This is a genomic window from Pseudomonas fluorescens, assembly GCF_902498195.1.
GTDB lineage: Bacteria > Pseudomonadota > Gammaproteobacteria > Pseudomonadales > Pseudomonadaceae > Aquipseudomonas > Aquipseudomonas fluorescens_BU.
Window position 1 is genome coordinate 1 of the sequence record NZ_CABVIY010000006.1, and the last position, 22452, is coordinate 22452.

The 22452-nt window shown below is 60.2% G+C and carries 21 protein-coding genes and 2 pseudogenes; 15 read left to right on the plus strand and 8 right to left on the minus strand.

Annotated elements, in window-relative coordinates; genetic code table 11:
• Positions 1 to 225: 225 nt before the first annotated feature.
• Genes F8N66_RS21380 through F8N66_RS21390 form a run of 3 tightly spaced genes read left to right on the plus strand, consistent with a single transcriptional unit; the run spans position 226 to position 3791 of the window.
• On the plus strand, positions 226 to 885 hold the full coding sequence (locus F8N66_RS21380; RefSeq protein ID WP_150772084.1) for a paraquat-inducible protein A: 660 nt from the start codon (positions 226 to 228) through the stop codon (positions 883 to 885).
• Entirely contained in the window at positions 872 to 1495 is a 624-nt protein-coding gene (locus F8N66_RS21385; protein WP_150772085.1) for a paraquat-inducible protein A, read from the plus strand. The genes F8N66_RS21380 and F8N66_RS21385 overlap by 14 nt, the downstream gene beginning before the upstream one ends.
• Entirely contained in the window at positions 1488 to 3791 is a 2304-nt protein-coding gene (locus F8N66_RS21390) for a PqiB family protein (RefSeq protein ID WP_150772086.1), read from the plus strand. Before F8N66_RS21385 ends, F8N66_RS21390 begins: the two co-directional genes overlap by 8 nt.
• A gap of 217 nt (positions 3792 to 4008) precedes the next feature.
• Here the strand turns inward: F8N66_RS21390 and mksF are convergent, their stop codons facing one another.
• The 3 genes from mksF to mksB are packed head-to-tail and all read right to left on the minus strand — an operon-like array spanning position 4009 to position 8814.
• Positions 4009 to 6849 (minus strand): Mks condensin complex protein MksF, encoded by a 2841-nt coding sequence (mksF, locus tag F8N66_RS21395; protein ID WP_150772087.1) that lies wholly within the window; start codon positions 6847 to 6849, stop codon positions 4009 to 4011.
• Positions 6846 to 7547 (minus strand): Mks condensin complex protein MksE, encoded by a 702-nt coding sequence (mksE, locus tag F8N66_RS21400; protein WP_150772088.1) that lies wholly within the window; start codon positions 7545 to 7547, stop codon positions 6846 to 6848. The genes mksF and mksE overlap by 4 nt, the downstream gene beginning before the upstream one ends.
• Entirely contained in the window at positions 7537 to 8814 is a 1278-nt protein-coding gene (mksB, locus tag F8N66_RS21405; RefSeq protein WP_191623036.1) for an Mks condensin complex protein MksB, read from the minus strand. Before mksB ends, mksE begins: the two co-directional genes overlap by 11 nt.
• Before the next feature lie 219 nt (positions 8815 to 9033).
• Between mksB and F8N66_RS21410 the strand changes: the two genes are divergently transcribed.
• Positions 9034 to 9780, plus strand: a complete 747-nt coding sequence (locus F8N66_RS21410; RefSeq protein WP_150772466.1) for an energy transducer TonB — start codon at positions 9034 to 9036, stop codon at positions 9778 to 9780.
• A complete protein-coding gene (gene rimI / locus F8N66_RS21415; RefSeq protein ID WP_150772090.1) occupies positions 9773 to 10225 on the plus strand; it encodes a ribosomal protein S18-alanine N-acetyltransferase in 453 nt (150 codons plus the stop codon). Before F8N66_RS21410 ends, rimI begins: the two co-directional genes overlap by 8 nt.
• Before the next feature lie 83 nt (positions 10226 to 10308).
• Here rimI and F8N66_RS21420 read toward each other — a convergent pair whose 3' ends face one another.
• Complete coding sequence (locus F8N66_RS21420; protein WP_150772091.1) at positions 10309 to 10713, minus strand: serine kinase/phosphatase; 405 nt, start codon at positions 10711 to 10713, stop codon at positions 10309 to 10311.
• A 141-nt stretch (positions 10714 to 10854) separates the two neighbouring features.
• Between F8N66_RS21420 and can the strand changes: the two genes are divergently transcribed.
• Positions 10855 to 11499 carry a carbonate dehydratase gene (gene can, locus F8N66_RS21425; RefSeq protein WP_150772092.1) on the plus strand — a complete coding sequence of 215 codons (645 nt, stop codon included), beginning with the start codon at positions 10855 to 10857 and terminating at the stop codon, positions 11497 to 11499.
• A gap of 13 nt (positions 11500 to 11512) precedes the next feature.
• Here can and F8N66_RS21430 read toward each other — a convergent pair whose 3' ends face one another.
• The 4 genes from F8N66_RS21430 to F8N66_RS21445 all read right to left on the minus strand — a co-directional run bounded on the left by F8N66_RS21430 (position 11513) and on the right by F8N66_RS21445 (position 15456).
• Complete coding sequence (locus F8N66_RS21430; protein WP_150772093.1) at positions 11513 to 12031, minus strand: SET domain-containing protein-lysine N-methyltransferase; 519 nt, start codon at positions 12029 to 12031, stop codon at positions 11513 to 11515.
• Between the two features lie 144 nt (positions 12032 to 12175).
• Positions 12176 to 13345 (minus strand): hypothetical protein, encoded by a 1170-nt coding sequence (locus tag F8N66_RS21435; RefSeq protein ID WP_150772094.1) that lies wholly within the window; start codon positions 13343 to 13345, stop codon positions 12176 to 12178.
• A 149-nt stretch (positions 13346 to 13494) separates the two neighbouring features.
• Positions 13495 to 13815 carry a hypothetical protein gene (locus F8N66_RS21440; protein ID WP_150772095.1) on the minus strand — a complete coding sequence of 107 codons (321 nt, stop codon included), beginning with the start codon at positions 13813 to 13815 and terminating at the stop codon, positions 13495 to 13497.
• 222 nt (positions 13816 to 14037) lie between these two features.
• Entirely contained in the window at positions 14038 to 15456 is a 1419-nt protein-coding gene (locus F8N66_RS21445; RefSeq protein ID WP_150772096.1) for a short-chain fatty acid transporter, read from the minus strand.
• A gap of 200 nt (positions 15457 to 15656) precedes the next feature.
• Here F8N66_RS21445 and F8N66_RS21450 point away from each other — a divergent pair, with 200 nt between their 5' ends.
• The 9 genes and pseudogenes from F8N66_RS21450 to F8N66_RS21485 all read left to right on the plus strand — a co-directional run bounded on the left by F8N66_RS21450 (position 15657) and on the right by F8N66_RS21485 (position 22342).
• Positions 15657 to 16970, plus strand: coding sequence for an MFS transporter (locus F8N66_RS21450; RefSeq protein WP_150772097.1), 1314 nt, complete (start codon positions 15657 to 15659; stop codon positions 16968 to 16970).
• 219 nt (positions 16971 to 17189) lie between these two features.
• Positions 17190 to 17828 (plus strand): annotated as a pseudogene (locus tag F8N66_RS32225) (PAS domain-containing protein); the annotation flags it as partial.
• A 150-nt stretch (positions 17829 to 17978) separates the two neighbouring features.
• Positions 17979 to 18416, plus strand: a pseudogene (locus F8N66_RS32230) (methyl-accepting chemotaxis protein); the annotation flags it as partial.
• A 172-nt stretch (positions 18417 to 18588) separates the two neighbouring features.
• Positions 18589 to 19149 (plus strand): DUF2975 domain-containing protein, encoded by a 561-nt coding sequence (locus F8N66_RS21460; RefSeq protein WP_150772099.1) that lies wholly within the window; start codon positions 18589 to 18591, stop codon positions 19147 to 19149.
• A 7-nt stretch (positions 19150 to 19156) separates the two neighbouring features.
• Positions 19157 to 19375 carry a helix-turn-helix domain-containing protein gene (locus F8N66_RS21465; RefSeq protein WP_150772100.1) on the plus strand — a complete coding sequence of 73 codons (219 nt, stop codon included), beginning with the start codon at positions 19157 to 19159 and terminating at the stop codon, positions 19373 to 19375.
• A 51-nt stretch (positions 19376 to 19426) separates the two neighbouring features.
• The gene (locus tag F8N66_RS21470; RefSeq protein WP_150772101.1) at positions 19427 to 20026 is read left to right on the plus strand and encodes a flavin reductase family protein; all 600 of its coding nucleotides are present in this window, start codon (positions 19427 to 19429) and stop codon (positions 20024 to 20026) included.
• A gap of 59 nt (positions 20027 to 20085) precedes the next feature.
• Positions 20086 to 20724, plus strand: coding sequence for a LysE family translocator (locus F8N66_RS21475; protein ID WP_150772102.1), 639 nt, complete (start codon positions 20086 to 20088; stop codon positions 20722 to 20724).
• Between the two features lie 10 nt (positions 20725 to 20734).
• Positions 20735 to 21829: a D-alanine--D-alanine ligase gene (gene ddlA / locus F8N66_RS21480; RefSeq protein WP_150772103.1), complete on the plus strand. Its 1095-nt coding sequence runs from the start codon at positions 20735 to 20737 to the stop codon at positions 21827 to 21829.
• An 84-nt stretch (positions 21830 to 21913) separates the two neighbouring features.
• Positions 21914 to 22342, plus strand: a complete 429-nt coding sequence (locus tag F8N66_RS21485) for a TOBE domain-containing protein (RefSeq protein ID WP_150772104.1) — start codon at positions 21914 to 21916, stop codon at positions 22340 to 22342.
• Positions 22343 to 22452 lie beyond the last annotated feature (110 nt).

Here is a 22452-nt window from a genome sequence, read left to right on the forward strand (position 1 = left end):
TCCCGAACTCAGAAGTGAAACGATGCATCGCCGATGGTAGTGTGGGGTTTCCCCATGTGAGAGTAGGTCATCGTCAAGATTAAATTCCGAAACCCCAATTGCGAAAGCAGTTGGGGTTTTGTTTTGCGCGCTCGAAAAGCACGATGTCCATGAGCACAAATTTGCACAGTTATTTTCGATTCAGGACACTAGAATAGGTCCAACTTTTTCGGAGCCAGAGCCTTTATGCCAGATCCGGTTGATGCCCCCGGGCTGTCAGAATTACCACTGGACGATTTGGTGGCGTGTCATGAGTGCGACTTGCTGATGCGCAAGCCCGAACTCGCCCATGGTGAGAAAGCCCTGTGCCCGCGCTGCGGTTATGAGCTCTACGCCCATCGATACAATGTCGTGCAGCGCAGTCTCGCCTTGGTGATCGCAGCGCTCTTGTTGTATGTCCCCGCGAACTTTTTGCCCATCATGCAGCTCAATCTACTCGGGCAGTCCTCGCAAGACACTGTCTGGAGCGGTGTTGTTGGGCTATTCAATACGGGCATGCAAGGCGTTTCCGTCGTCGTGTTCCTGTGCAGCATGGGCATCCCGTTGCTCAAACTGCTTTGCCAACTGGCCGTCCTGCTGAGTATTCGTTTTGATATCGGACGCAGCTACGGCCTGCTCCTTTACCGTATTTATCACCACTTGCGAGACTGGGGAATGCTCGAGGTCTACCTCATGGGCGTGCTGGTAGCGATCGTCAAACTGGCAGATATGGCAGCCATGACCATAGGTCTCGGGTTGGCGTGTTTCATCGGTCTGTTGTTGGTTCAGGTCTGGCTGGAGGTGGTCATGTCGCCTCACCAGATCTGGCAGGCATTATCAGGAGAAGATGCCCATGCGGGCGATTGATGCAGGCATTCTGATTTGCGCGGAATGTCATGAATTGAACAGGGAGGAAGCTGATGCTGACGAGCAGACCTGCACACGCTGTGGAGCGCTGGTTCATGCCCGCCGTCCGAATAGCCTCGCAAGGACCTGGGCGCTGCTGATCACGGCGGCGATTCTCTATATACCGGCTAATGTGCTGCCGATCATGACCGTGAGCTCATTGGGCAAGGGGGATCCCAGCACCATCATGTCCGGTGTGATTCAACTGGTTCAGCACGGCATGATTCCCATTGCCGCCGTGGTGTTTATCGCCAGCATCCTGGTGCCCACCTTCAAACTGGTAGGCATCGCACTGTTGTTGTATTCGGTGCAGCGTCGACAGCCGCTCTCGGCCCGGCAACGGATTTGGATGTATCGCTTCATCGAGTTCATCGGCCGTTGGTCGATGCTCGATATCTTTGTGATCGCCATCCTGGTGGCGGTCGTTAATTTTGGACGGCTTGCCAGTGTCGAGGCTGATCTCGGTGCTATTGCATTCGCCAGCGTGGTGATTTTGACAATGCTTGCTGCAGTAACTTTCGATCCCCGACTGATTTGGGACAACACGGAGTCGGACGACGACCATGACTGATTTGCCTACAGCGAAAACCCGTCCGGCCTCGAACTGGTCCGCCATCTGGGTGTTGCCCCTCATTGCCTTGATTATTGGCGGCTGGCTTGGCTGGCGTGCTTACACCGAGACCGGTATCGAAATTCAGGTGCGCTTCGAAAGCGGCGAGGGTATCCAGGCCAACAAAACCGAAGTGGTCTACAAAGGCATGTCGGTCGGTAAAGTGAAGACACTCAAGCTCGATGACGAAGGCTCCACCAAAGGGGTGATTGCCAGCATCGAGATGAACAAGGACGTTGAGCAATACCTGCGCACCAGCACGCGCTTCTGGCTGGTCAAGCCGAGCGTAACCCTGGCCGGTATTACGGGCCTGGAGACGCTGGTCTCGGGCAACTACGTCGCGATCAGCCCCGGAGAGGGCGAGTCGACACGCAAGTTCAAGGCGCTGGCTGAGGAACCACCACTGTCTGACGCCCAACCGGGCCTGCACCTGACGATCAAGGCCGATCGATTGGGATCGCTGAACCGCGGCAGCCCTGTGTTCTACAAGCAGATCAGGGTCGGTCAGATCAAAAGCTATGTGCTCTCCGAAGACCAGAGCACCGTCGAGCTCAAAGTGTTTATCGAGCCCACCTACGCCAAATTGGTGCGCAAACATACGCGCTTCTGGAACGCCAGCGGCATCAGCATCGACGCCAATCTATCGGGTGTGAAAGTGCGTAGCGAGTCCCTGGCCAGTATTGTCGCCGGGGGAATCGCGTTCGCCACGCCAGAAAACCGCAAGGACAGCCCGCCCACCGATCCGAGCCTGCCGTTCCGGCTCTACGAAGATTTTGATGCGGCGGCGGCCGGGATCAAGGTCAAGGTCAAGCTCAGTGATTTCGAGGGCCTGCAAGCCGGTCGCACACCCGTCATGTACAAAGGTATCCAGGTCGGCACGCTCAAGGCACTCAAGGTTGATCCGGACCTTTCCGCCGCCAGCGCCGAACTGACGCTGGACCCGCTGGCCGAGGATTACCTGGTCGACGGCACCCAGTTCTGGGTGGTCAAGCCATCGATCTCCCTCGCCGGTATCACGGGTCTGGAGGCGTTGGTCAAGGGTAACTACATCGCCGTGCGCCCCGGTGACAAAGGCGCAGCACCGCAACGCGAGTTCGTCGCACGGCCCAAGGCGCCGCCGCTGGATCTGCGCTCGCCGGGGCTGCATCTGGTGCTGTTCACCGACAACCTCGGTTCGCTGGAAGTCGGCAGCCCGGTTCTCTACAAGCAGGTCAAGGTGGGCTCGGTCCAGAGCTATCAGTTTTCGCGAAAGAAAAACCAGTTGGTGATCGGCGTCCACATCGAGAAGGAATACGAAAATCTGGTCAATGCCTCGACGCGGTTCTGGAATGCCAGCGGCATCACGCTGACGGGGGGACTGACCGGCGGCATTCAGGTCAAAAGCGAGTCATTGCAAAGCCTGATGGCGGGCGGCATTGCCTTTGAAACACCGGAAGCCAAGGCGCCTTTACAGAAGCGAATTCCACGGTTCCGACTGTTTGCCAGTCATGAAGACGCCACGCAAAAAGGCGCGATGATCACGATCAAGGTCGACCGCGCCGATGGCTTGCGCACCGGGACGCCGATCCGCTTCAAAGGCCTGGATGTCGGCAAGATCGAGAATGTCGACCTCAGCGACGATCTGCAATCGGTGCTCCTGACGGCACGCATCACCGAAGTGCCGGAGCGTATCGCACGGGTGGGCAGCGAGTTCTGGGTGGTCAAGCCGGAGTTGGGCCTGATCAAGACGTCGAACCTTGAAACCTTGGTGACCGGCCAGTACATCGAAGTGCAACCCGCACCGAAGAATCTTGGCCCACAGAAGAACTTTGTCGCGCTGCCCATTCCACCTGAGACGGCCAAGACCGAGGCCGGGTTGAGCCTGGTCTTGAGCGCTGCCCGTCGCGGCTCGCTGAAAACCGGGGTGCCGGTAACGTATCGCGAAATTACCGTGGGCAAGGTGACGGGTTACGAGCTGGGTCAGACCGCGGATCGGGTGTTGATCCATATTCTGATCGAGCCGAAGTACGCGCCGTTGGTGCGCAGTGGTACCCGATTCTGGAATACCAGCGGTTTCGATTTTGATGTCGGTCTGTTCAAAGGCGCGACGATGCGTACCGAGTCACTGGAAACCATGATCCAGGGTGGCGTTGCGTTTGCCACGCCGGACGGCGATCGCATGGGCAGTGCGGCGCGGCCGGAGCAGACATTCCCGTTGTTCGACAAGTTCGAAGAGGAATGGCTGACCTGGGCGCCGAAGATTTCCCTCGGTAAATAGCAGGGTATTGAAAGGGCGTCTTGGATGACGCCTTCGCGGGCAAGCCCGCTCCCACAAGGTTTTCGGTTGCTCACACATTCTGTGTAAACCGCGATCTCCTGTGGGGGCGGGCTTGCTCGCGAACAGGCCATTGAACTCACCGTAAATCTCAAGCCCACAAAAAAGGCCGCGATCCCTACTGGACCGCGGCCTTTTTGTTGCCATCAACTACAGCGAATCAAACCGCATCCAGCTCCGGCTCATCCGCCTCTACATTGACGCTCGCCTTCACGTGATCGTGACGACGAATGTACTTCCAGTCCGCTTCATCGATATAGATCCCGGCCGGGCCGCTGCCGCCTTCCAGGTCGATGGCGACACTGGCGCAGACTTGCGGTTTCACACTCGCCAGGATCGGCACGAAGCCCAGTTGCAGGCTGGTTTCCAGCAAGGCGGCCTGGTTCTTCTCGTCAATGTCCGCGGCTTCGTCGAGGTAGTACGGCAAGCGCACTCGTCCCGCCAGGTCGCGATCCATCAAGTGCAGCAACAGGTACATGTTGGTCAGCGCCTTGATGGTCATGGTGGTGCCGTTCGACGCGGCGCCGTCGATGTCGGTGTGGATCACCGGTTGACCGTTGACCTTGGTGATCTCGAAGGCCAGTTCGAACAGGTCCTTGAGGCCGAGCTGGTTGTGGTTGGCCGCGACCAGCCGCGCCAGGTATTCCTTGGCCTCTTCGTTCTTGTTGTCCTGGTCCGCGCTCTGGTTCAGGTCGAACACCGACAGCGTTTCGCCTTCTTCGTACTGGCCGGCGCTGTGGATGATCTGGTCGATGTGCTTGAGCGCTTCCTTGTTCGGTGCGAGCACGATACGGAAGCTTTGCAGGTTGGAGACCTGACGCTTGTTGATCTCGCGGTTGAACAACGCCAGTTGGTGTTCGAGGCTGTCGTAGTCGCTGCGGATATTGCGCAAGGTCCGGGCGATGTCGGTGACGGCCGCGCGACGCGCCTTGCCCAAGGTCAGGGCTTCGTCGGTACGATGCGCGTAAGCGTTGATCAGCAGTTGCAGGCGACGCTCCATATCGTCTTCGCTGTCGAACTTGGCCACGCCCTTGAGGCGCACCTGGGCGTACAGCGCCTCGATCTGGCCGTCGGCGCGCAACAGGTCTTGCCAGCTGTCCTGATAGTCGTTGAGCAGCGGCAGCAGGTTGTCCATGGAGTCGTCGACCGGGTCCATGAACGGCGTGCCGAACGGCAGATCCGCCGGCAGCAACTGACGGCGACGCAGGGCGTCATCGAGGGTACGTTGCTTGGCTTCCATGTCGGCGATCTGCCGGCCGACCAGTTGCAGCTTGGCCGACAGTTGCTGGACACGCTCGGTGAAGGCATCGCTGGAACGCTTCAACTCGTCCTGCGCGGCTTCCATTTGCGCGAGCTGTTCAAGCTTGTCGCCTTCCTCGGCGCTCAGGGTTTGCGCGCGGCGGAAGTCTTCCAGTGCCTTCTGCGCGTCCAGCACTTGCTGATACAGCGCCTCGGTCTGGCTCTTGCTCGCGGCGCGGTCGGCGGCCACGGCTTGTTGGGTTTTCAGTTGCTTGAGTTCTTTGTCCAGGCGCTCTTTCTGGTCGCGCAACGCCGCACGGTCAGCCAGGGCTTGCAGGGCCGGCGGTTCGATGTGCGAGATGTCGATCGACAGGCCAGGCACTTCGAAGCGTTCGCCTTTGAAGCCGTCGAGGATGAGCTCCACTGATTTCACCCAATCGCCGTTGTCGTCGAGGGTGATGCCATGCTCGCCCAGCGGCAGGCTGAACAGTGCGCTGTTGAACAGACGCATCAGGCGCTCGACATCCTGCTGCGAGAACTCTTCGCGCAGGCGGGCATAGCTGTTGTTATCGGCGTGATCGAGCTGCTGCTTGACCGATTTCAGGCGTTTTTCCAGGTCCCGCAGGCGCTCTTCCAGGTCTTCGGCGCTGAACTGACGCGACTGCGCCAGGGCACCGGCCAGTTCATCGTGAGCGTCCTTGGCGGCGAGCAATTGTTGCTCCAGGACCTTGGCGTCATCGACCAGGGCAAAGCGATGCTTGAGCACCGACAGCTCGCCGAGCCAGCGCTGGATGCCGCTGATTTCGCGCTCCAGGCGCATCAGTTCCTGGGTGCCGCCACGCTGGTCGTTTTGCAGGTCGTCCTGCTCGCGACGGTAGTGCTCGGCCTGAATGGTCAGCTCTTCCTTGCGCGCGCCGGCGTAGTCCGACCAGGTGCCGAGCAGCGAATCGAGCAACGGCGACAGACGATGCAGCTTGCCGCGCAGCAGGTCGCGTTGTTTAACACCATTGGCCAGCGCTTCGACCAAGGGGCCGGCGGCGACCAGCGAGTTGTAGTCCTGCTCCATGCGTCGTACATCGCGAAAGGCTTCTTCGCACGCCGCGATGTAATCCACGCTACCGGAACGCAGGCTGTGTTCGAAGGCATCGAGGAACAGCTGCTTGAGCTTGGCCGCGGTGATTTCGCGCATGTGCAGCAGGTTGATGAACAACGCGCGGAAGGTCTTGAGGCTTTGTTCGCTGGTGGAGCGCAACGGGATCAGTGTCAAGTCCAGCGGAATCGAGGTGTGGCCACCGACCAGCAGGCGGCGCAGTTCGTCCGGCTTCAGCTCGTAGGCTTTCAGGCCTTCGCGCTCAAGGTTGGTGAACAACTCTTTCTGGCGCAGGCAGGTGTCGTTTTTCTGGTAGTGGGCCAGGTCCAGTTTGCCGGCGTAGGCAAAGAACTGGTGACCGAAACCGCCACCCGGTCCGCGCCCGACCACGCCGATCACGTGCGGGCCGTGGGGCAGCGAGACCTCGACCAAAATGTAACTGGTGTCCGAGGCGAAGTAGAAGCGCCGGGATTGCTCCAGGCTGTACTTGCCGAAACTCATGTCCGACATACGCGCCAGGATCGGGAACTGCAAGGCGTTGATCGAGGCGGATTTACCGAGGTTGTTCGCGCCGTAGACCGACAGCGGTTCTTCCAGCGGGAACAGGCCGAGGCTGTAGCCGGCGGTGTTCAAAAGGGCAAAGCGGCGGATGCCGTAGCGTTCCTTGCTCATGCGTCGAGCTCCTGTTCTTCGGCGATGGCGCGTGCCAGGGCGTCTTCTTCGCTTTCGTCTGCAAACTCTGCCAGGTCCAGCGGATCGTCAGTCTCCAGCAGTTTTTCATCGCTGTCTTCGTCGATCAGCACGGGCGCCGGCAGGGGCAGTACGCTGTGGAGGCTGGCGGCGAGGTCGCGGTCCTGCTGCACCGACAGGCAGACATCGAGGAAACGGTGCATCGGCGGCAGGAAGCGGTAGACACCGTTTTCTTCATTGGCAAAACCGAGTTGGGTCATGCGGCGCATGATCTTTTCTTCCAGCTCGTCCTGGGTCTGCACTTCAGCCTGAATGAACAAGTCGCGGTACTTTTCCAGCAGCGACGGCAGCTCATCGCGACCGAGACTACCGCCATCGAGCACGGCAATCGGGTCGCGGCCCTGGTCGGCCAGATGCTCGACCAGAATGAAGGTGAACAGCGCCAGGCGCTGGGCGGTCTTGTTCACCGCGGCGGCGGCAAGGTCCGGCACGAAGTAGTAGAAACCGCGGGTGTCACACACCAGTTCAAAGCCCAGGGCCTTGAACAGCGTGCGGTACTGGTCCTGAAAATTCGACAGTTGGGCGTACAGCTCCGGATCGCGGCGGCTGACGTGGTAACCCTTGAACAGCTCGCGAAAGATCGGCGCCAGCTGGGACAGTTCGGATAGATCAAGATGCATGTGGAGTGCTCGCAGAATTCTCGGGGGCCTCAGGGCCCGCCGAGAGCAGGGCGAAGGAGCGCAGGCTGACCTGGTGCTCGTGTGTGTGGTAGTCGCGGCGTTCCAGGCGTTCGCGCTTGAAGCGTTTTTCCCGGGACAGGCGTGAGAACCAGTACAGCAATTCGTCGGTGGCGCCGTCCGGCTCCTGCTCCAGCAACCAAGTCATCAGGTCCGGCATCGGCAGGGCGTCTTCGCAACGGTCGAGCATCTCCCGGACCGTGCGTGGCGCGCGCGGTGTTTCGCCTTTCTGGGTCTTGTGGGCCTTGGGGAACCGCGCCGGTTTCGGCTCGAAACGGGCCAGGGCGTAAACGTAGGCCTCCACCTGACTGGCGCTGCCGAGAAAGGTGCTTTGCGGGCGGGTGAACATCGGCATGGCAGCTTGCGGCACGGCGTCGATGCCCTTGCGGCGAATCATCGACAGCGCCAGCGCCGCGCCACGGGTCACCGCGTTGTGCCGGCGCGCTTCTTCCCGCAGCGGCAGCAGCAGTTCGCGGGCGTGACGCAGGGTCAGTTGGGCGCTGGTCTGCATTTCGAGGATGCGCGCGTGGGTGCGCAGCAACATGTCGTCATCGACCAGGTGGCCTAGACGTTGCTGTTCGGTGAGCATCTTCAGCAGGACGTTTTCGACCTTGCGCACGCCTTGTTCGAAGGCTCCGTCGGCATTCACCAGCTGAATCATCGGTTCGACGTATTCGTCCCAGGTCGCCAGTACTTCGGCATAACGCTGGCGCAACGGGATCTGCCGGTCGCTGGTCTTGGCCCGCTCGGCGACGGCCACCAGGGCCTGTTCGTCGTTGGCGAGTTTTTTCAATACATCGCGCACGCGCATGTCGAGCAGGCGCAACTGACGGGCCAGGTCGTTGCCGTCGCGGATGTCGAAGGCGTCCTGGATGTAGCCGGCCAGGCGTTCGAGATGGCGCAGGTAGGCTTCGATTTCCAGGCACAGGCCAAGGCGGTGTTCACGGCGCAGGTAGGCGAGGAAGTCGTGAATCTGCGCATTGAGCTCGAAACGGTTCGGGCTTTTCGCCACGGGAACCAGAATGTCGAGGCGAATCCACACGTCCAGCAGGCTGGTGATGTCCTGCGGCGTACTGTCCAGTTGCTGGGCGGCCAACTGTGAACGCAATTCGTTGAGGCTCAGGGTGCCTTGGTCGAAATGCTCGCACAGAGGCTCCAGAAGTGCCCAGTGTTCAGCGAGGGCGCGCAAGACGCGCTTGGGTTCGATCATCGGAATGGCCGGCTGGTTGGCGATTAAAAGCCGCGATTGTACTTCATCGCGGGCGATGCGAATCAGTCTCGGGATGGACTGCCGCTTTTCTTTCGGTCAAGGCAATCGATCAACAGCAGGCGATCTTGTGCGAAGGGCGGTAGAATCACCGCACTTCAGTTATCCACAAGTGGCCGACCTTTGCTTAACGAGTCCCGTCGCCGCGCCTATCTGACCGCCATGCAGGTGGTCAACTGGCTGCCGCGCACCGAATTGCCCTTTGCTGCGCCGTCGCGGCCCGAACTGCTGGAGCCGCTCGAGCCGCTGGTGGTCGCCCCGACAGTGCCGGCAGTTGCGGCCGAAGCGCCTGTGGCGCCGGTCGTGAAAACGGCGGAACGGGCGAAGATCGAAGTGCCCCGGCCATCGCTGGCGAGCACCCGCACCGGGGCCAAGCCGGTGGATGATATCGCGCAAACGCCGATCGTCGCCAAGGTCGCACCTGTACCACCGCCACGTTTCGCCCTGCAATTGCTGCGCGCCGGACGCTGCCTGCTGCTGGTGGAGTTACCCACAGGCGAAACCTTCCAGACCCGCGATCCCGCGTATTTGCTGCTCAAAGACATGCTGCGCGCCGCCGGCCTGCCGGACAGCCCGCAGATCGTGGGCGAGCCGGTACGCTGGCCGTTGTTGGTGCGGGGCACCATGGATCAAGGCCCGGAAGCGGCCCGTGATTTCGTGCAGGGTTTTCTCTCGGCCCGGCTGGAAGATCAACCGTGCGTCTGCCTGTGGCTGATCGGCCTGCCGGCGGTGCGCTTTGCCGGTGAGGCGAACGCCGAGTCCTACAATCGCGAACTCCAGGTCGAAGGCCTGGGGTCGGTCTGGGCCTTGCCGGGCCTGGAGTTATTAATGGAAGAGCCACAGCGTAAGGCTGATGTCTGGCAAGCCATGCGTCGGCTGATGGCGCGCTGGAAAGAATCGAATGAGTGATGCTGTATCGTTCCGCCCGATGACCGAGGCGGACCTGGAAACCGTACTGAAAGTCGAATACGCCGCCTATAGCCATCCCTGGACCCGCGGGATTTTTCTCGATGGCCTGGGCAAGTACCAGATCTGGCTGATGTTCGAAGGCCAGCAGCAGGTCGGTCATGGCGTGGTGCAGATTATTCTCGACGAGGCGCATCTGCTGAACATCACGGTGAAACCGGAAAACCAGGGCCGTGGCCTGGGGTTGACGCTGCTGGAGCATTTGATGTCGATTGCCTACAAGGCGGATGCCCGGGAGTGCTTTCTGGAAGTGCGCGACAGCAATACGGCCGCGTTCAAGTTGTATGAGCGCTATGGCTTCAATGAGATCGGTCGGCGTCGGGATTACTACCCGGCGGTGGGTGGGCGTGAAGACGCGGTGGTCATGGCCTGCACCCTGGTCGATTAAACCCCTGTAGGCGCTGCCGAAGGCTGCGATTTTTTAAGAACACGGATCAAAAGATCGCAGCCTTCGGCAGCCCCTGCCTGTGGTCAGCGTTTACCGTCCATGGGATCGCGCCGCGCCATCTCCGCCTCATCCAGCCCGTTACCACCGCCGATATCGTCCTCGTCGACGATACTCAAGTCCCAATCGGCCTGATTTCCTTCACCGGCTTCATGGGCGTCCCGTGCACCATCCTCACGGATGAGGGTTTCAGGGCTCATGTCGTCGTCGGTCGATTCATGGTCAGCGGTCGAGGCGCCGGTCATGCCGGCTTCGCGCACACGTTCCCGGGGCATCAGTTGCTCGCGTTCACGCTCCGGCAGTTCGTCGCCGATTTTCGCGCTGGGCTGTTCGTCGTCGAAGTCCAGTTCGTGCACCGAACCCATGCGGTCTTCGTTATCATCGATGGGTTCCGGTTGCACCGCATCGTAGGGACGTCGTGAATCAGTCATGGCCATTCCTCATACTGTGAGCCTTACTAGAGTGGACTCACCGGCCACATGAGAATTCCAACGGAAACACTTGCGATCCTTTAGTGACCCCGACGGGCGGTCGTCTGTCAAAGCAGCGAATCATTCTTGAGGCTTCCCAGCATGCACGACTTACAAGACCTGATTGATAACAACGAGCGTTGGGCTGACGCGATCACCAAGGAAGATCCGGACTTCTTCGCCAAGCTGGCTCGCCAGCAAACGCCGGAATACCTGTGGATCGGCTGCTCCGACGCGCGGGTGCCGGCCAACGAGATCGTGGGCATGTTGCCGGGTGACCTGTTCGTGCACCGTAACGTGGCCAACGTGGTGCTGCACACGGACCTCAACTGCCTGTCGGTGATCCAGTACGCGGTGGACGTGCTCAAGGTCAAACACATCCTCGTTACCGGCCACTATGGCTGCGGCGGTGTGCGCGCCTCGATGCAGGATCGCCAGTTCGGCTTGATCGACGGCTGGCTGCGTTCGATTCGCGACCTCTATTACGAAAAGCGTGAAGAACTCGCCCAGCTCGCGACGGAAGAGGAGCGGGTTGACCGCATGTGCGAACTCAACGTGATCCAGCAAGTGGCCAACGTCGGCCACACCAGCATCGTGCAAAACGCCTGGCATCGTGGGCAGAAACTGTCGATCCACGGCTGCATCTATGGCATCAAGGACGGTCGCTGGAAAAGCCTGAACGCCACCATCAGCGGTTTTGAGCAATTGCCGCCGCAGTATCGCCTGCGTCCGTTCGAGCCGCTGTAAAGCGCTATCGGCGCTAACCTTGCCGACGCCAGAGTTTCAAAAACTCCTGGCCGTCGGTGTTGGGTGGTTCGTCATAACCGGTGATCCAGCCTCGGCAGTTGTACGAACGACAGCGGCAGGCGAACTGGCGCAGCACTTTGTCTTCAGTGGCGGCGTAGTCCATTGTCAGCCGGTCACCTTTGTGAATGTCCTTCAGCGCCCACAACCACAATTCGCTCAGGTCGAGATAGGCGTTAGGGTCGCAGGAATGGCGTAGCAGTCCGCAAAAGCGTGGGTCGAAGACATGCACGCCGGGCGCCAGTTGCCGGGTATGTCGGCAGCGATAGGGCAGCAAATGCCCTGAAACCCGGCAAATCCGGCTGATCCGTGGAAACTCGCGCAACGCCACAGCAGCGACCGGCTTGCCCGCGCTGTTCGTGAGGATCTCGAAGTCGGCCAGGGAAGGGAATCCGAGTGAGAGAGGTAACTCGGCCGAGGGATAGACGCCTCCCGGTGGCGGTGCGAGCGAACGGCGCAAACTATTGGCTTTCATAACGATCCTTGTCGGCTGGGGGCTGCGACCTCCATCAGCCGATGATCCTGTCGGCGCTGCAGCACATGGGTTCGACTCCAGCCTCTCGCAGATCAAATCAGCGGTCTACTGTCACAATTGACAGCGTGAGTGCCGTTCATCGTTTCATAGCGGTGGCGCGGGAATCGCGGTCTCTGGCGCGGGCGCCTTGAGCAGTTTGAGCTGGGGCTTGATGGTGGCTGTCGCGCATTTGGCCACGGCCTGCCCGCGCGTCAGGTTGCGGATCGAGGTGTAGAACAGCTCGCAGGTTTTTTCTGTCTCGGCCACTTGCCAAATTTGGGTGCAGGTTTTCAGTTCAATATCGGGATTGCTTTCCTGATCGCGGCCCATGGCGGCCTGCCAGCAGGCGGCACTCAAGTCCTGGCCCATGACTTTCAGGCCCGCCGTATCGGCCTTGGCCTGGGCATCTTTGCCGGTATAGCTTGCCGGGTCGGCGGCGTACCAGATGTAGCTCGGGTGGTTGGCGCCCAACACGGACACTTTCACCCCGTCGCTCGGGCTGATGTTGACCAGGCTCAGCACATTCACGGTCGGCCCGTATTGCCGCTTTATCCAGGTACGCACCGGTGCGCCGAAGGCAACCATCGGCACTGGACCATTGGCATTCTGGCTGAGGTTTTTGACCATGGTGGTCTGGTAGTCCGTGAAGTAGTCGTAGACGCCTTCGAGGTCCTTGCCGGCATTGGAGGGCGCGGCAATCGGGGCGATGTCGATGATCGTCTGGAAGGCGGGCGTCTGTTCGGCCGGGATGCCATTGTCAGTGAGCAGCGAGGCCCAGCGATCGGAGGTGGCGGACTTCAGGTAATCCTGGGCCTGGGTCAACGAATAGTCCGGCGGGAAGTGCAGCAGTTCGACGCTTCTGCGGTTTTGCAGAGGCATGCCCAGCGGCAGGAACAGATTCCAGTTGTAGGCCCACTTGCCGTCGGCGTTCAGTTTGCTGGCGCCGTTATAGGCCAGGTCACCAGCATCGAGCAGCGCCGCCAGCGGTTTTTCGTAGCTTTTGGGCACCCCGATGATTTCAGCATAGAGTTGACCGTTATCGGTTTTGACCATGACCCTGGCGTCGTTGTAGCCATCGCGCTGTACACTTTGGGTCAGGTAATGCTCGACGGTTTGCTCGAGCGTCCAGTTGCGAAAGCAAATCACGTTGCAGTTGTTGGGATAAGCAAACAGGCGCGTGACGCGTTCGGTGCTGCCCAGCTTCAGGCCGACATCGGCGTGGGCGGCGGCACTCAGGGTGAGGGCGGCGAGGGTAAGGCCCGCGAATTTGAACATGCTCAGATCCTTTTCAGCGTTTCCCCGTTATGGGGTGCACCTCATACTGGATTAGCACAATCACGCGAAAAAGTTAGGCGTTGAAGGTTATTCGAGAACAGAAAGCCAGCCGGCCGAACAGATTTGCAGGCTGGCAAAAACTCAGTCGATCACAAAAGGCGCAGCGCCAATTGGCTGCCAGCGCGCAAGTATTCTACCTGGGCTGTTACCGCGTCCTTGACGATTGCCTTGCCGGTGTCGGTCAGCCCGGATTTTTTGGCATCCATGACGGCGTTACTCAGTAACTGCATGGCAACGTCCATCGCTTTCTGAAAGGCGGTCACATTGTTGTGTTGGCCAAACTCCTTGACTACAGCGTCCATGCGGCGATCGGCATCGTCCCGCAGGACTCTGTATTCGACCACTGAAACTGAACCATCCTCGTAAATTTCATTGATCAACTCTTCCAGTGATTTGGATATCGGTGTCATCGGATTTTCCTGGGTTTTTGTGATTGGTAAACCGAGACAGGTTAATTCAAGGCACTGACAGGGTAAGTCGGGGCTTGCCGCTCCATTGAGTGGGACAACACCACAGGTTTTGTAAGAAGGGCGGATTCAGTCTGTGGGCTTCGTGGTGCCCAGGATTCAAGGGGGAGGGCTGCCGGAGCCCCGATGCACGCGTGCAGGACTCCGGCAAACAAAGCGAGGGCGCTACGGCATCACGGGCGGCGTATACGCCAGCGTCGTACCCAATGCCCACAACAACACCAGCACCAGCGGCGTGTGCACCAGCAACTGGACGAACGAAAATCCGATCAAGTCCCGCGCCTTCAACCCCAGCACGCCCAGCAGCGGCAGCATGTAGAACGGGTTGATCAGGTTGGGCAGGGCCTCGGCGGCGTTGTAGATCTGCACGGCCCAGCCCAGGTGATAGTTCAAGTCGTTGGCCACTTGCATCACGTACGGCGCTTCGATGATCCACTTGCCGCCGCCCGAAGGAATGAAGAAGCCGAGAATCGCCGAGTACACGCCCATCAGCAGCGCATAGGTGTCATGGGACGCGATGCTGACAAAAAAGGTCGAGATGTGGTGAGCCAGGGTCTGTGCGTCGGCGCCCTTGACCGTGGTCATCAAGGCCGCGATCGAGCCGTACAGCGGGAACTGGATCAGCACGCCGGTGGTGGTCGGTACCGCGCGGGCGACGGCGTCGAGGAAGCTGCGCGGACGCCAGTGCAACAGGGCACCGAGCATGATGAACAGGAAGTTGTAGGTGTTAAGGCCGGAAATCGCGCTGATTGCCGGTTTGGTCGAAAACTCATGAAACAGCCAGCCAGCGGCCAGCAGCACCAGCAGGATGATCAGCAGCGGGCTGTGCTCCAGCCATTCGCCGGGGCGGGTGCGCGGTTGCAGGGGCGGCAGGTTGAAACTCGGGTCGACGCCACAGGCCTCGGCGTCCCGCGCCGAATTCGGACCGGGGGCGGTGGCATAAGCGATGATGATCGAGATGACGACCAGCGCCAGCAACATCACGCCCGATTGCCAGAGAAAGATCGTTTGGGTGAACGGAATCACCCCGGTGATCGACAGAATCGACGGCGGCAGGCTCGCCGGGTTGGCCTGCAATTGTGCCGCGGACGACGACAGGCCCAGGGCCCAAACCGCGCCGAGCCCGAGGTAAGCCGCGGCGCCGGCAGCGCGATAGTCCATTTTCAGGTCGGTACGGCGGGCGAGGGCGCGCACCAGCAAGCCGCCGAAGACCAGCGACAGGCCCCAGTTCAGCAGGGACGCGACCATCGAAATCAAGGCGACCCAGGCCACGGCGGAACGGCCGTTTTTCGGTAGCTTCGCCAGACGATCGATCAGCTTCACCGCCGGTGGCGAACTGGCGACGACATACCCGCCGATCACCACGAACGCCATTTGCATGGTGAAGGGGATCAGGCTCCAGAAGCCATCGCCAAACGCCATGGCGGCATCGGTGGGCTTGGCGCCCATGGCCAGGGTGGCCACGGCAACGATGATCACGGCCAGGGCGGCAAACACCCAGGAGTCGGGGAACCAGCGCTCGGCAAAGCTCGAGCAGCGCAGGGCAAAGCGGGCGGAGCGGCTATCTTCGATATCAGCGGCCACGGGAGTACCTCGAATTTTTATGTTTATTGTGGTCTTCGGGGCGGCAGAGGCCCGTCTGGACAGGCGCTAACAGTAAATCAAGCGGAGGTTTTTTGCGGGGCTGTTTTGCGGCTATGGGACTTTGGTCTAACGGGTTGTCCGCAGGCGCGTTTGCGTAGACCATGGGCGCCTTGGTTTTTGCCTGTGCCAGAGTTCTTTACATGACTGCCAATATCGATTCGCGCCCGGCGCCGTTCAGCCGCTCGGACTACAAGACCCTCGGGCTCGCGGCCTTGGGCGGGGCGCTGGAAATCTATGATTTCATCATTTTCGTATTCTTCGCGCTGACGCTGAGCCAGTTGTTCTTCCCGCCGGACATGCCCGAATGGCTGCGCCTGCTGCAAAGCTTCGGCATTTTCGTCACCGGTTACCTGGCGCGGCCCCTGGGCGGCATCCTGATGGCGCATTTCGCTGACCGATTGGGGCGCAAGAGGGTGTTCAGCCTGAGCATCCTGATGATGGCGCTGCCGTGCCTGCTGATCGGGATCATGCCGACCTACGCGCAGATCGGCTATTTCGCACCGTTGTTGCTGTTGTTGCTGCGCGTCCTGCAGGGGGCGGCGGTGGGCGGCGAGGTGCCGAGCGCCTGGGTATTCGTTGCCGAACACGCGCCCGCTGGGCATCGCGGTTACGCCCTGGGGTTCTTGCAGGCGGGGCTGACCTTTGGCTACCTGCTCGGCGCCTTGACCGCGACCTTCCTTGCTCAAGCCTTTACCCCGGCAGAAATCCTCGATTACGCCTGGCGCTTCCCGTTCCTGCTGGGCGGTGTGTTCGGGGTGATCGGGGTCTGGCTGCGCCGCTGGCTGAGCGAAACCCCGGTGTTCATGGCGATGCAGGCCCGGCGCGAGGAGCACGTCGAGTTGCCGCTGAAGGCGGTCCTGCGCGAGCATCGGCTGGCCATGCTGCCGGCGATGATTCTGACCTGCGTGCTGACGTCGGCGGTGGTGGTGTTCGTCGTGATCACACCGACCATGATGCAGAAAACCTTCGGCATGACCGCCAGCCACACCTTCGCCTTGAGCGCACTGGGCATCGTTTTCCTGAACATTGGCTGCGTACTCGCCGGTTTGCTGGTCGACCGCATCGGCGCCTGGCGCACCGTGATGCTCTACAGCCTGCTGCTGCCGCTGGGCATTGGCGTGCTCTACGCTTGCTTGATCAGTGGCGGCAACTGGGTCGGCCTGGCCTATTCGGTGGCGGGTCTCGCGTGCGGTGTGGTGGGGGCGGTGCCTTCGGTGATGGTCAGCCTGTTCCCGGCGCGGATACGCGTTTCGGGTATCTCTTTTACCTACAACATTGCCTACGCGGCGTGGGCGAGTATCACACCGTTGCTGTTGATCGGTCTGATGCCCTGGAGCCCATGGATCTGCGTGTTTTTTTGTGCGGTGATGGGCGCGGTGGGCGTGAGCAGTGCGGCGTTTTTCGGCGCACGGATGCCGAACATCGGCCATTGCCCGGTCGCCGGCGCGGTGTGACAGAAAGGGCCGGCCCCGGTGACGCAACTATTTTTGTAGGACAAGGCTGAAACCCTCTTCAGAAAAAACCCGCAAGGCCGATGGTTAGGCTGCATATCGCTTTCTATCCCTGTCCATCGGTGCGTCCCCATGTTCAATAAACGCTTGAAGCAGGAGCTGTCGGCTCTTCGCGAAGAACTTTCCAGCCTTCAGCAAGTGAAGGAAAGTCTGGAAAGCGAGATGCTGGTGCTCACCCTGGAAGCGGATGGTCGGGTGCAATCGGTCAACCAGAACTTCCTCAGCGAGATGCACTACAAGAGCCACGATTTGATCGGTCGGCACATCGAGGACATCGTCCCGGCTCATGTGAAAACCGATGAATTTCACCAGCGCTTCAAAGCCGCGCTGACCCGTGGCGAGCACTTCGCCGGTGCCGTGCGCCTGTTGCGCGGTACGGGTCAGGAAGCGTGGTTGCGATCAATCGTGCAGCCGGTGCGGTCGGCGGATGGCAGGATCCGTCATTTCTCGATTTTCTCCAGTGACCTGACCCGCACCATCGAGGCCTCCCGCGAACATGAAAACCTGATCGGCGCGCTGGTGCGCTCGACGGCGGTGATCGAGTTCGACCTTGGTGGCCACGTGCTGGCGGCCAACGATCGTTTTCTCTCCGGCATGGGTTACAGCCTGGCGCAGATCAAAGGCAAGCATCACCGCACCTTCTGCTTTCCGGAGGAGGCCAACAGTGCCGAATACCAGAATTTCTGGCGCCGTCTGAACGCAGGGGAATACGTGGCTGCCCGATTCAAGCGTATCGACAGCCATGGTCGTACAGTCTGGCTGGAAGCGACCTACAACCCGGTGCTCGACGCCAACAACAAACTCTACAAAGTGGTGAAGTTCGCCACGGTGATCACTGATCAGGTCAATCAGGAGCAAGCCGTCGCCGAGGCGGCGAACATCGCCTACAGCACCTCCCAGCAAACCGACCAGAGTGCCCAGCGCGGTACCGCCGTGGTGACGCAGGCGGTGGATGTGATGCGCGACCTGGCCAAACACATGCAAACCGCCGGTGATGGCATCGAAGCCCTGAACGAGCAATCGCTGGTGATCGGCACCATCGTCAAGACCATCAGCGGTATCGCCGAACAAACCAACTTGCTGGCACTCAATGCCGCCATCGAAGCGGCCCGTGCCGGTGAACAGGGACGAGGTTTCGCCGTGGTCGCCGACGAGGTCAGGCAGCTGGCCTCGCGCACCAGCCAGGCCACCGATGAGATCGTGCTGGTGGTGCGTCAAAACCAGGACATGGCCCGCAACGCCGTGGCCCTGATGACCGATGGCAAGCTCCAGGCGGAACAGGGCCTGGCGCTTGCGGCAGAAGCGGGCACGGTGATCGTCGAAATCCAGGACGGTGCGCAGAAGGTCGTGAATGCGGTGGGGCAGTTCGCCAATCAGTTGGCAACCTGAGTCCAATGCTGTACCCGCTCAACAAAAAAGATCGCCATCGGCGATCTTTTTATTCAGCGGGAATAAAGATCCATTTTTGTCCAATAATTAATCTTCTGTAATAATTAATTATTGTTTTACGATAATTTTTCCTTTAGCGTGTGCCTCACATTCAGTGTCAGGAGGCATCACCATGATTTCTACCAGTCTTGCCCGTCTCAGCCAGCACATGGCGGCAGTTACGCTTGGGTTAATCGTCGTAATGCTGATGCTCAATGCGGTGCTGTGGTGTTTTCCCGCCCTGGCTTCGACGCAAGGGTGGGGGTTGGGGTTTGCGCTGACTGATCGCCAGCTTTCGGAAAGGACCGACGTGGTGGCACTGTTCTCATGGTGGCAAAGGCTTGGCGGCTGGCTGTTGTCGAGTGTACCGCTGTTGGCTTTGACCTTCGGCCTGGGGCATTTGCGTCGGCTGTTCCAGCGCTACGCCTGCGGTGAGTTTTTTTCCATCGAGGCTGCGTTGCACATGGGCAAGGTCGGGAAGGCGGTCGCGTTGTGGGTGCTGCTCGATTTTGTGTGTGAGCCGATGCTCAGCCTCTGGGTTACGATGAATGAGCCGCAAGGTGAACGGCTGTTTACGGTAAGCCTGACAGCAGCGACTTTTGTGGCGCTGTTCATGGCGGCGTGTATTTCGATCATCGCGCGAATCCTGAGGCAGGCCAGCGTCGTGAACTCTGAAAACCAGACCTTCGTTTGAGATTGTTATGTCAATTGTGATTCAGCTGGACGTGATGCTTGCATTGCGCAAAGTCAAATCCAAAGACCTTGCAGCAGCCATCGGCATTACCGAAGCCAACCTTTCGCTGCTTAAACAAGGCAAGGTGAAGGGCATACGGCTGGCCACCCTGGATGCTATTTGCCAGTACCTGTGCTGCCAGCCCGGTGACCTGCTGGTCCATGTGTCTGACGTCGAGGAACAGTAGGCGCGGTTTGTATCCCGTTACAATCGGTGATTTTCTCCAGGAGCAACATCCATGAGCGTTTCCCGTCGCCGTCCGGTCCCATTGCCCAAGGCTTATCGTTTGCTTAACCACGGGCCGACCGTGCTGGTCAGTGCCGCCCATGGCGGCAAGCGCAATATCATGGCGGCGGCCTGGGCCATGCCACTGGATTTCGAACCGCCGAAAATCGCCGTGGTGCTGGACAAGTCCACCTGGACCCGGCAACTGCTGGAAGCCTCGGGCACCTTCGTGCTGAACGTTCCCTGTGCCGCGCAGGCCGATATCGTGCAAACCGTCGGTTCGACGTCCGGCCTGGAGTTGACTCGAAACCAGGGGCTCGACAAGTTCCAGGTTTATGGCTTGCCGACCTTCGATGCCGAGCTGATCGATGCGCCGATGCTCGAAGGCTGCGTTGCCTGGCTGGAATGCCGGCTGCTGCCGGAACCCGACAACCACCAGCAGTACGACCTGTTCCTGGCCGAAGTGATTGCCGCCCAGGCCGATGAGCGTGTGTTCAGCGACGGGCGTTGGCACTTCGAAGGCCAGGACGCGCTGCGCACCTTGCACCACGTCGCCGGTGGGCACTTTTTGACCATTGGCAGCCCGGTGGACGGCAAGACCTTGCAATCGTAAGGTGGCTCCCTGGCAAGATTGATCGCCTTCCCTTTTTTCAATCTGGAGGCCCCCGAGCCATGGATGTGACCTACCTGAGCTACGCCGCTCCGTTATTGTCGCTGGCACTGTTGTGGACGGTTGCGGTGGTGACCCCGGGGCCGAATTTTTTCAACATCGCGCAGCTGGCCGTCAGTCATTCCAAGCGTCACGGTGTAGTCGCCGCGCTGGGTGTGGCGACGGGCACGGTGCTTTGGGGGCTGGCGGGTGGCCTGGGCATCAAGTCCCTGTTCAGCGCCGCGCCAACGCTCTACCTGGGGTTCAAGGTCGCCGGTGGTTGTTACCTGATTTACCTGGGCCTGAAACAGTTCAAGCGCACGCCGGCGAAGGTCGCGAGCGACGGTTCGCCTGGCGATGCGGGGCGCACGTTGCTGTCGGTGTACGGCCAGGGTCTGTTGGGCAACATGACCAATCCCAAGTCCGCACTGTTCGTGGCGACCATCTTCGCCACCGCCATGCCCGCTTCTGTGCCGCCGATGTTGCTGGCGCTGGCTGTGCTGACCATGGCGAGTCTGTCCTTCTGCTGGTATTGCAGCGTCGCGCTAGTGTTTTCGAGTCGCCGGGTGGCGGGCGTCTATGACCGCTCCCGGAAATGGCTGGATCGCTTCGCTGGCAGCTGCTACCTGCTGTTCGGCGTGCATCTGGTGGCCAATCGTTGAGGTGAATTGAATGAGCAAACTGCGTGTAGGGATTATCTTCGGGGGGCGCTCGGCCGAGCATGAAGTGTCGTTGCAGTCGGCGAAGAACATTGTCGATGCCCTGGACCGTTCGCGCTTCGAGCCGGTGCTGATCGGGATCGACAAGCAAGGCCACTGGCACCTCAACGACCCTTCGAATTTCCTGCTGAACCAGGAGAATCCGGCCCTGATCGCCCTCAATCAATCCAACCGGGAGTTGGCGGTCGTTCCAGGCAAGACCAGTCAGCAGTTAGTGGAAACCTCCAGTCAGGAGCTGTTGGGCCACGTGGATGTCATCTTCCCGATTGTCCACGGCACCCTCGGTGAAGACGGCTGTCTGCAAGGCTTACTGCGCATGGCTGACCTGCCGTTTGTCGGTTCCGATGTGCTCGGTTCCGCCGTGTGCATGGACAAGGACAACAGCAAGCGCCTGCTGCGGGATGCCGGGCTGGCGGTCACGCCGTTCGTGACCCTGACCCGCAGGTCGGCGCAGCGAAGCCATTTTGCCGAAGTGGCAGGCCAGCTCGGTCTGCCATTGTTCGTCAAACCGGCGAACCAGGGTTCTTCCGTGGGTGTGAGCAAGGTCACCGACGAAGCCGGGTACACGGCGGCGGTCGAGCTGGCTCTGGGATTCGACGAAAAAGTGCTGGTCGAGTCTGCGGTCAGTGGCCGCGAAATCGAATGCGCGGTGCTCGGCAACGACGACGCCATTGCCAGCGGCTGCGGCGAGATCGTGGTGCACAGCGGCTTCTATTCCTACGACAGCAAGTACATCGATGACAAAGCGGCTGAAGTGGTCGTGCCGGCCAACATCAGTGTCGAAGCCAGCGAGCGCATCCGTGCCATGGCGGTCGAGGCTTTCCAGGTGCTGGGATGTTCCGGGTTGGCGCGGGTGGATGTATTTCTGACCGACAGCGGCGAAGTGCTGATCAATGAAATCAACTCGCTGCCGGGATTCACCCGCATCAGCATGTACCCGAAACTGTGGCAGGCCGCAGGAATGACCTACAGTGAACTGGTCACGCGGCTGATCGAACTGGCTTTGGAAAAACACCAGGCGCGTCGGGTGCTGAAGATCAATCGGTAGCGGGTGCGACATTGGGTCATGCCCGCTCAGACAGAATGATGCTGTAACTTGTATACAAAAATAACCATCAGAGGCTACAAGTTCATGAAGGTCAGCGCACGTAACGTATTCAAGGGCACCATCAGCCAAGTGCAATCCGGCGCCGTCAACGCGGAAATATCCCTGAAGCTGCCCGGTGGCAATGAACTGGTGGCAGTGGTCACCATGGAAAGCGTGAAGAACCTCGGCCTGGCGGTGGGCAAAGAAGCGGTCGCGCTGGTCAAGGCGCCGTGGGTCATGCTCATGACCGACTCCAGCGACATTCGCCTCTCGGCGCGCAACTGCCTCGAAGGCAAGGTCACCAGCGTCACCGATGGCGCGGTGAACGCCGAGGTCGTGATCCAGCTCGATGGCGGCACCGAGGTCTACTCGATCGTCACCCGCGATGCCGTGGCTGAACTGGGCCTGGCGCCGGGCGTCAGTGCGACGGCGGTGATCAAGGCGTCGCATATCATTCTGGGTGTGCCGGCCTGACTTCAATCGCCTGAAAGGTAGGCGCAACGGTAGGAGCTGCCGCAGGCTGCGATCTTTAGCTTTTGACTCAAGAAGCAAGATCAAAAGATCGCAGCCTGCGGCAGCTCCTA

Bases quoted from the DNA above. Each gene is read 5' to 3' on its own strand.
- F8N66_RS21380 (WP_150772084.1), top strand. From the start codon at position 226: ATGCCAGATCCGGTTGATGCCCCCGGGCTGTCAGAATTACCACTGGAC.
- F8N66_RS21385 (WP_150772085.1), top strand. From the start codon at position 872: ATGCGGGCGATTGATGCAGGCATTCTGATTTGCGCGGAATGTCATGAA.
- F8N66_RS21390 (WP_150772086.1), top strand. From the start codon at position 1,488: ATGACTGATTTGCCTACAGCGAAAACCCGTCCGGCCTCGAACTGGTCC.
- mksF (WP_150772087.1), bottom strand. From the start codon at position 6,849: ATGAGCAAGGAACGCTACGGCATCCGCCGCTTTGCCCTTTTGAACACC.
- mksE (WP_150772088.1), bottom strand. From the start codon at position 7,547: ATGCATCTTGATCTATCCGAACTGTCCCAGCTGGCGCCGATCTTTCGC.
- mksB (WP_191623036.1), bottom strand. From the start codon at position 8,814: ATGATCGAACCCAAGCGCGTCTTGCGCGCCCTCGCTGAACACTGGGCA.
- F8N66_RS21410 (WP_150772466.1), top strand. From the start codon at position 9,034: ATGCAGGTGGTCAACTGGCTGCCGCGCACCGAATTGCCCTTTGCTGCG.
- rimI (WP_150772090.1), top strand. From the start codon at position 9,773: ATGAGTGATGCTGTATCGTTCCGCCCGATGACCGAGGCGGACCTGGAA.
- F8N66_RS21420 (WP_150772091.1), bottom strand. From the start codon at position 10,713: ATGACTGATTCACGACGTCCCTACGATGCGGTGCAACCGGAACCCATC.
- can (WP_150772092.1), top strand. From the start codon at position 10,855: ATGCACGACTTACAAGACCTGATTGATAACAACGAGCGTTGGGCTGAC.
- F8N66_RS21430 (WP_150772093.1), bottom strand. From the start codon at position 12,031: ATGAAAGCCAATAGTTTGCGCCGTTCGCTCGCACCGCCACCGGGAGGC.
- F8N66_RS21435 (WP_150772094.1), bottom strand. From the start codon at position 13,345: ATGTTCAAATTCGCGGGCCTTACCCTCGCCGCCCTCACCCTGAGTGCC.
- F8N66_RS21440 (WP_150772095.1), bottom strand. From the start codon at position 13,815: ATGACACCGATATCCAAATCACTGGAAGAGTTGATCAATGAAATTTAC.
- F8N66_RS21450 (WP_150772097.1), top strand. From the start codon at position 15,657: ATGACTGCCAATATCGATTCGCGCCCGGCGCCGTTCAGCCGCTCGGAC.
- F8N66_RS21460 (WP_150772099.1), top strand. From the start codon at position 18,589: ATGATTTCTACCAGTCTTGCCCGTCTCAGCCAGCACATGGCGGCAGTT.
- F8N66_RS21465 (WP_150772100.1), top strand. From the start codon at position 19,157: ATGTCAATTGTGATTCAGCTGGACGTGATGCTTGCATTGCGCAAAGTC.
- F8N66_RS21470 (WP_150772101.1), top strand. From the start codon at position 19,427: ATGAGCGTTTCCCGTCGCCGTCCGGTCCCATTGCCCAAGGCTTATCGT.
- F8N66_RS21475 (WP_150772102.1), top strand. From the start codon at position 20,086: ATGGATGTGACCTACCTGAGCTACGCCGCTCCGTTATTGTCGCTGGCA.
- ddlA (WP_150772103.1), top strand. From the start codon at position 20,735: ATGAGCAAACTGCGTGTAGGGATTATCTTCGGGGGGCGCTCGGCCGAG.
- F8N66_RS21485 (WP_150772104.1), top strand. From the start codon at position 21,914: ATGAAGGTCAGCGCACGTAACGTATTCAAGGGCACCATCAGCCAAGTG.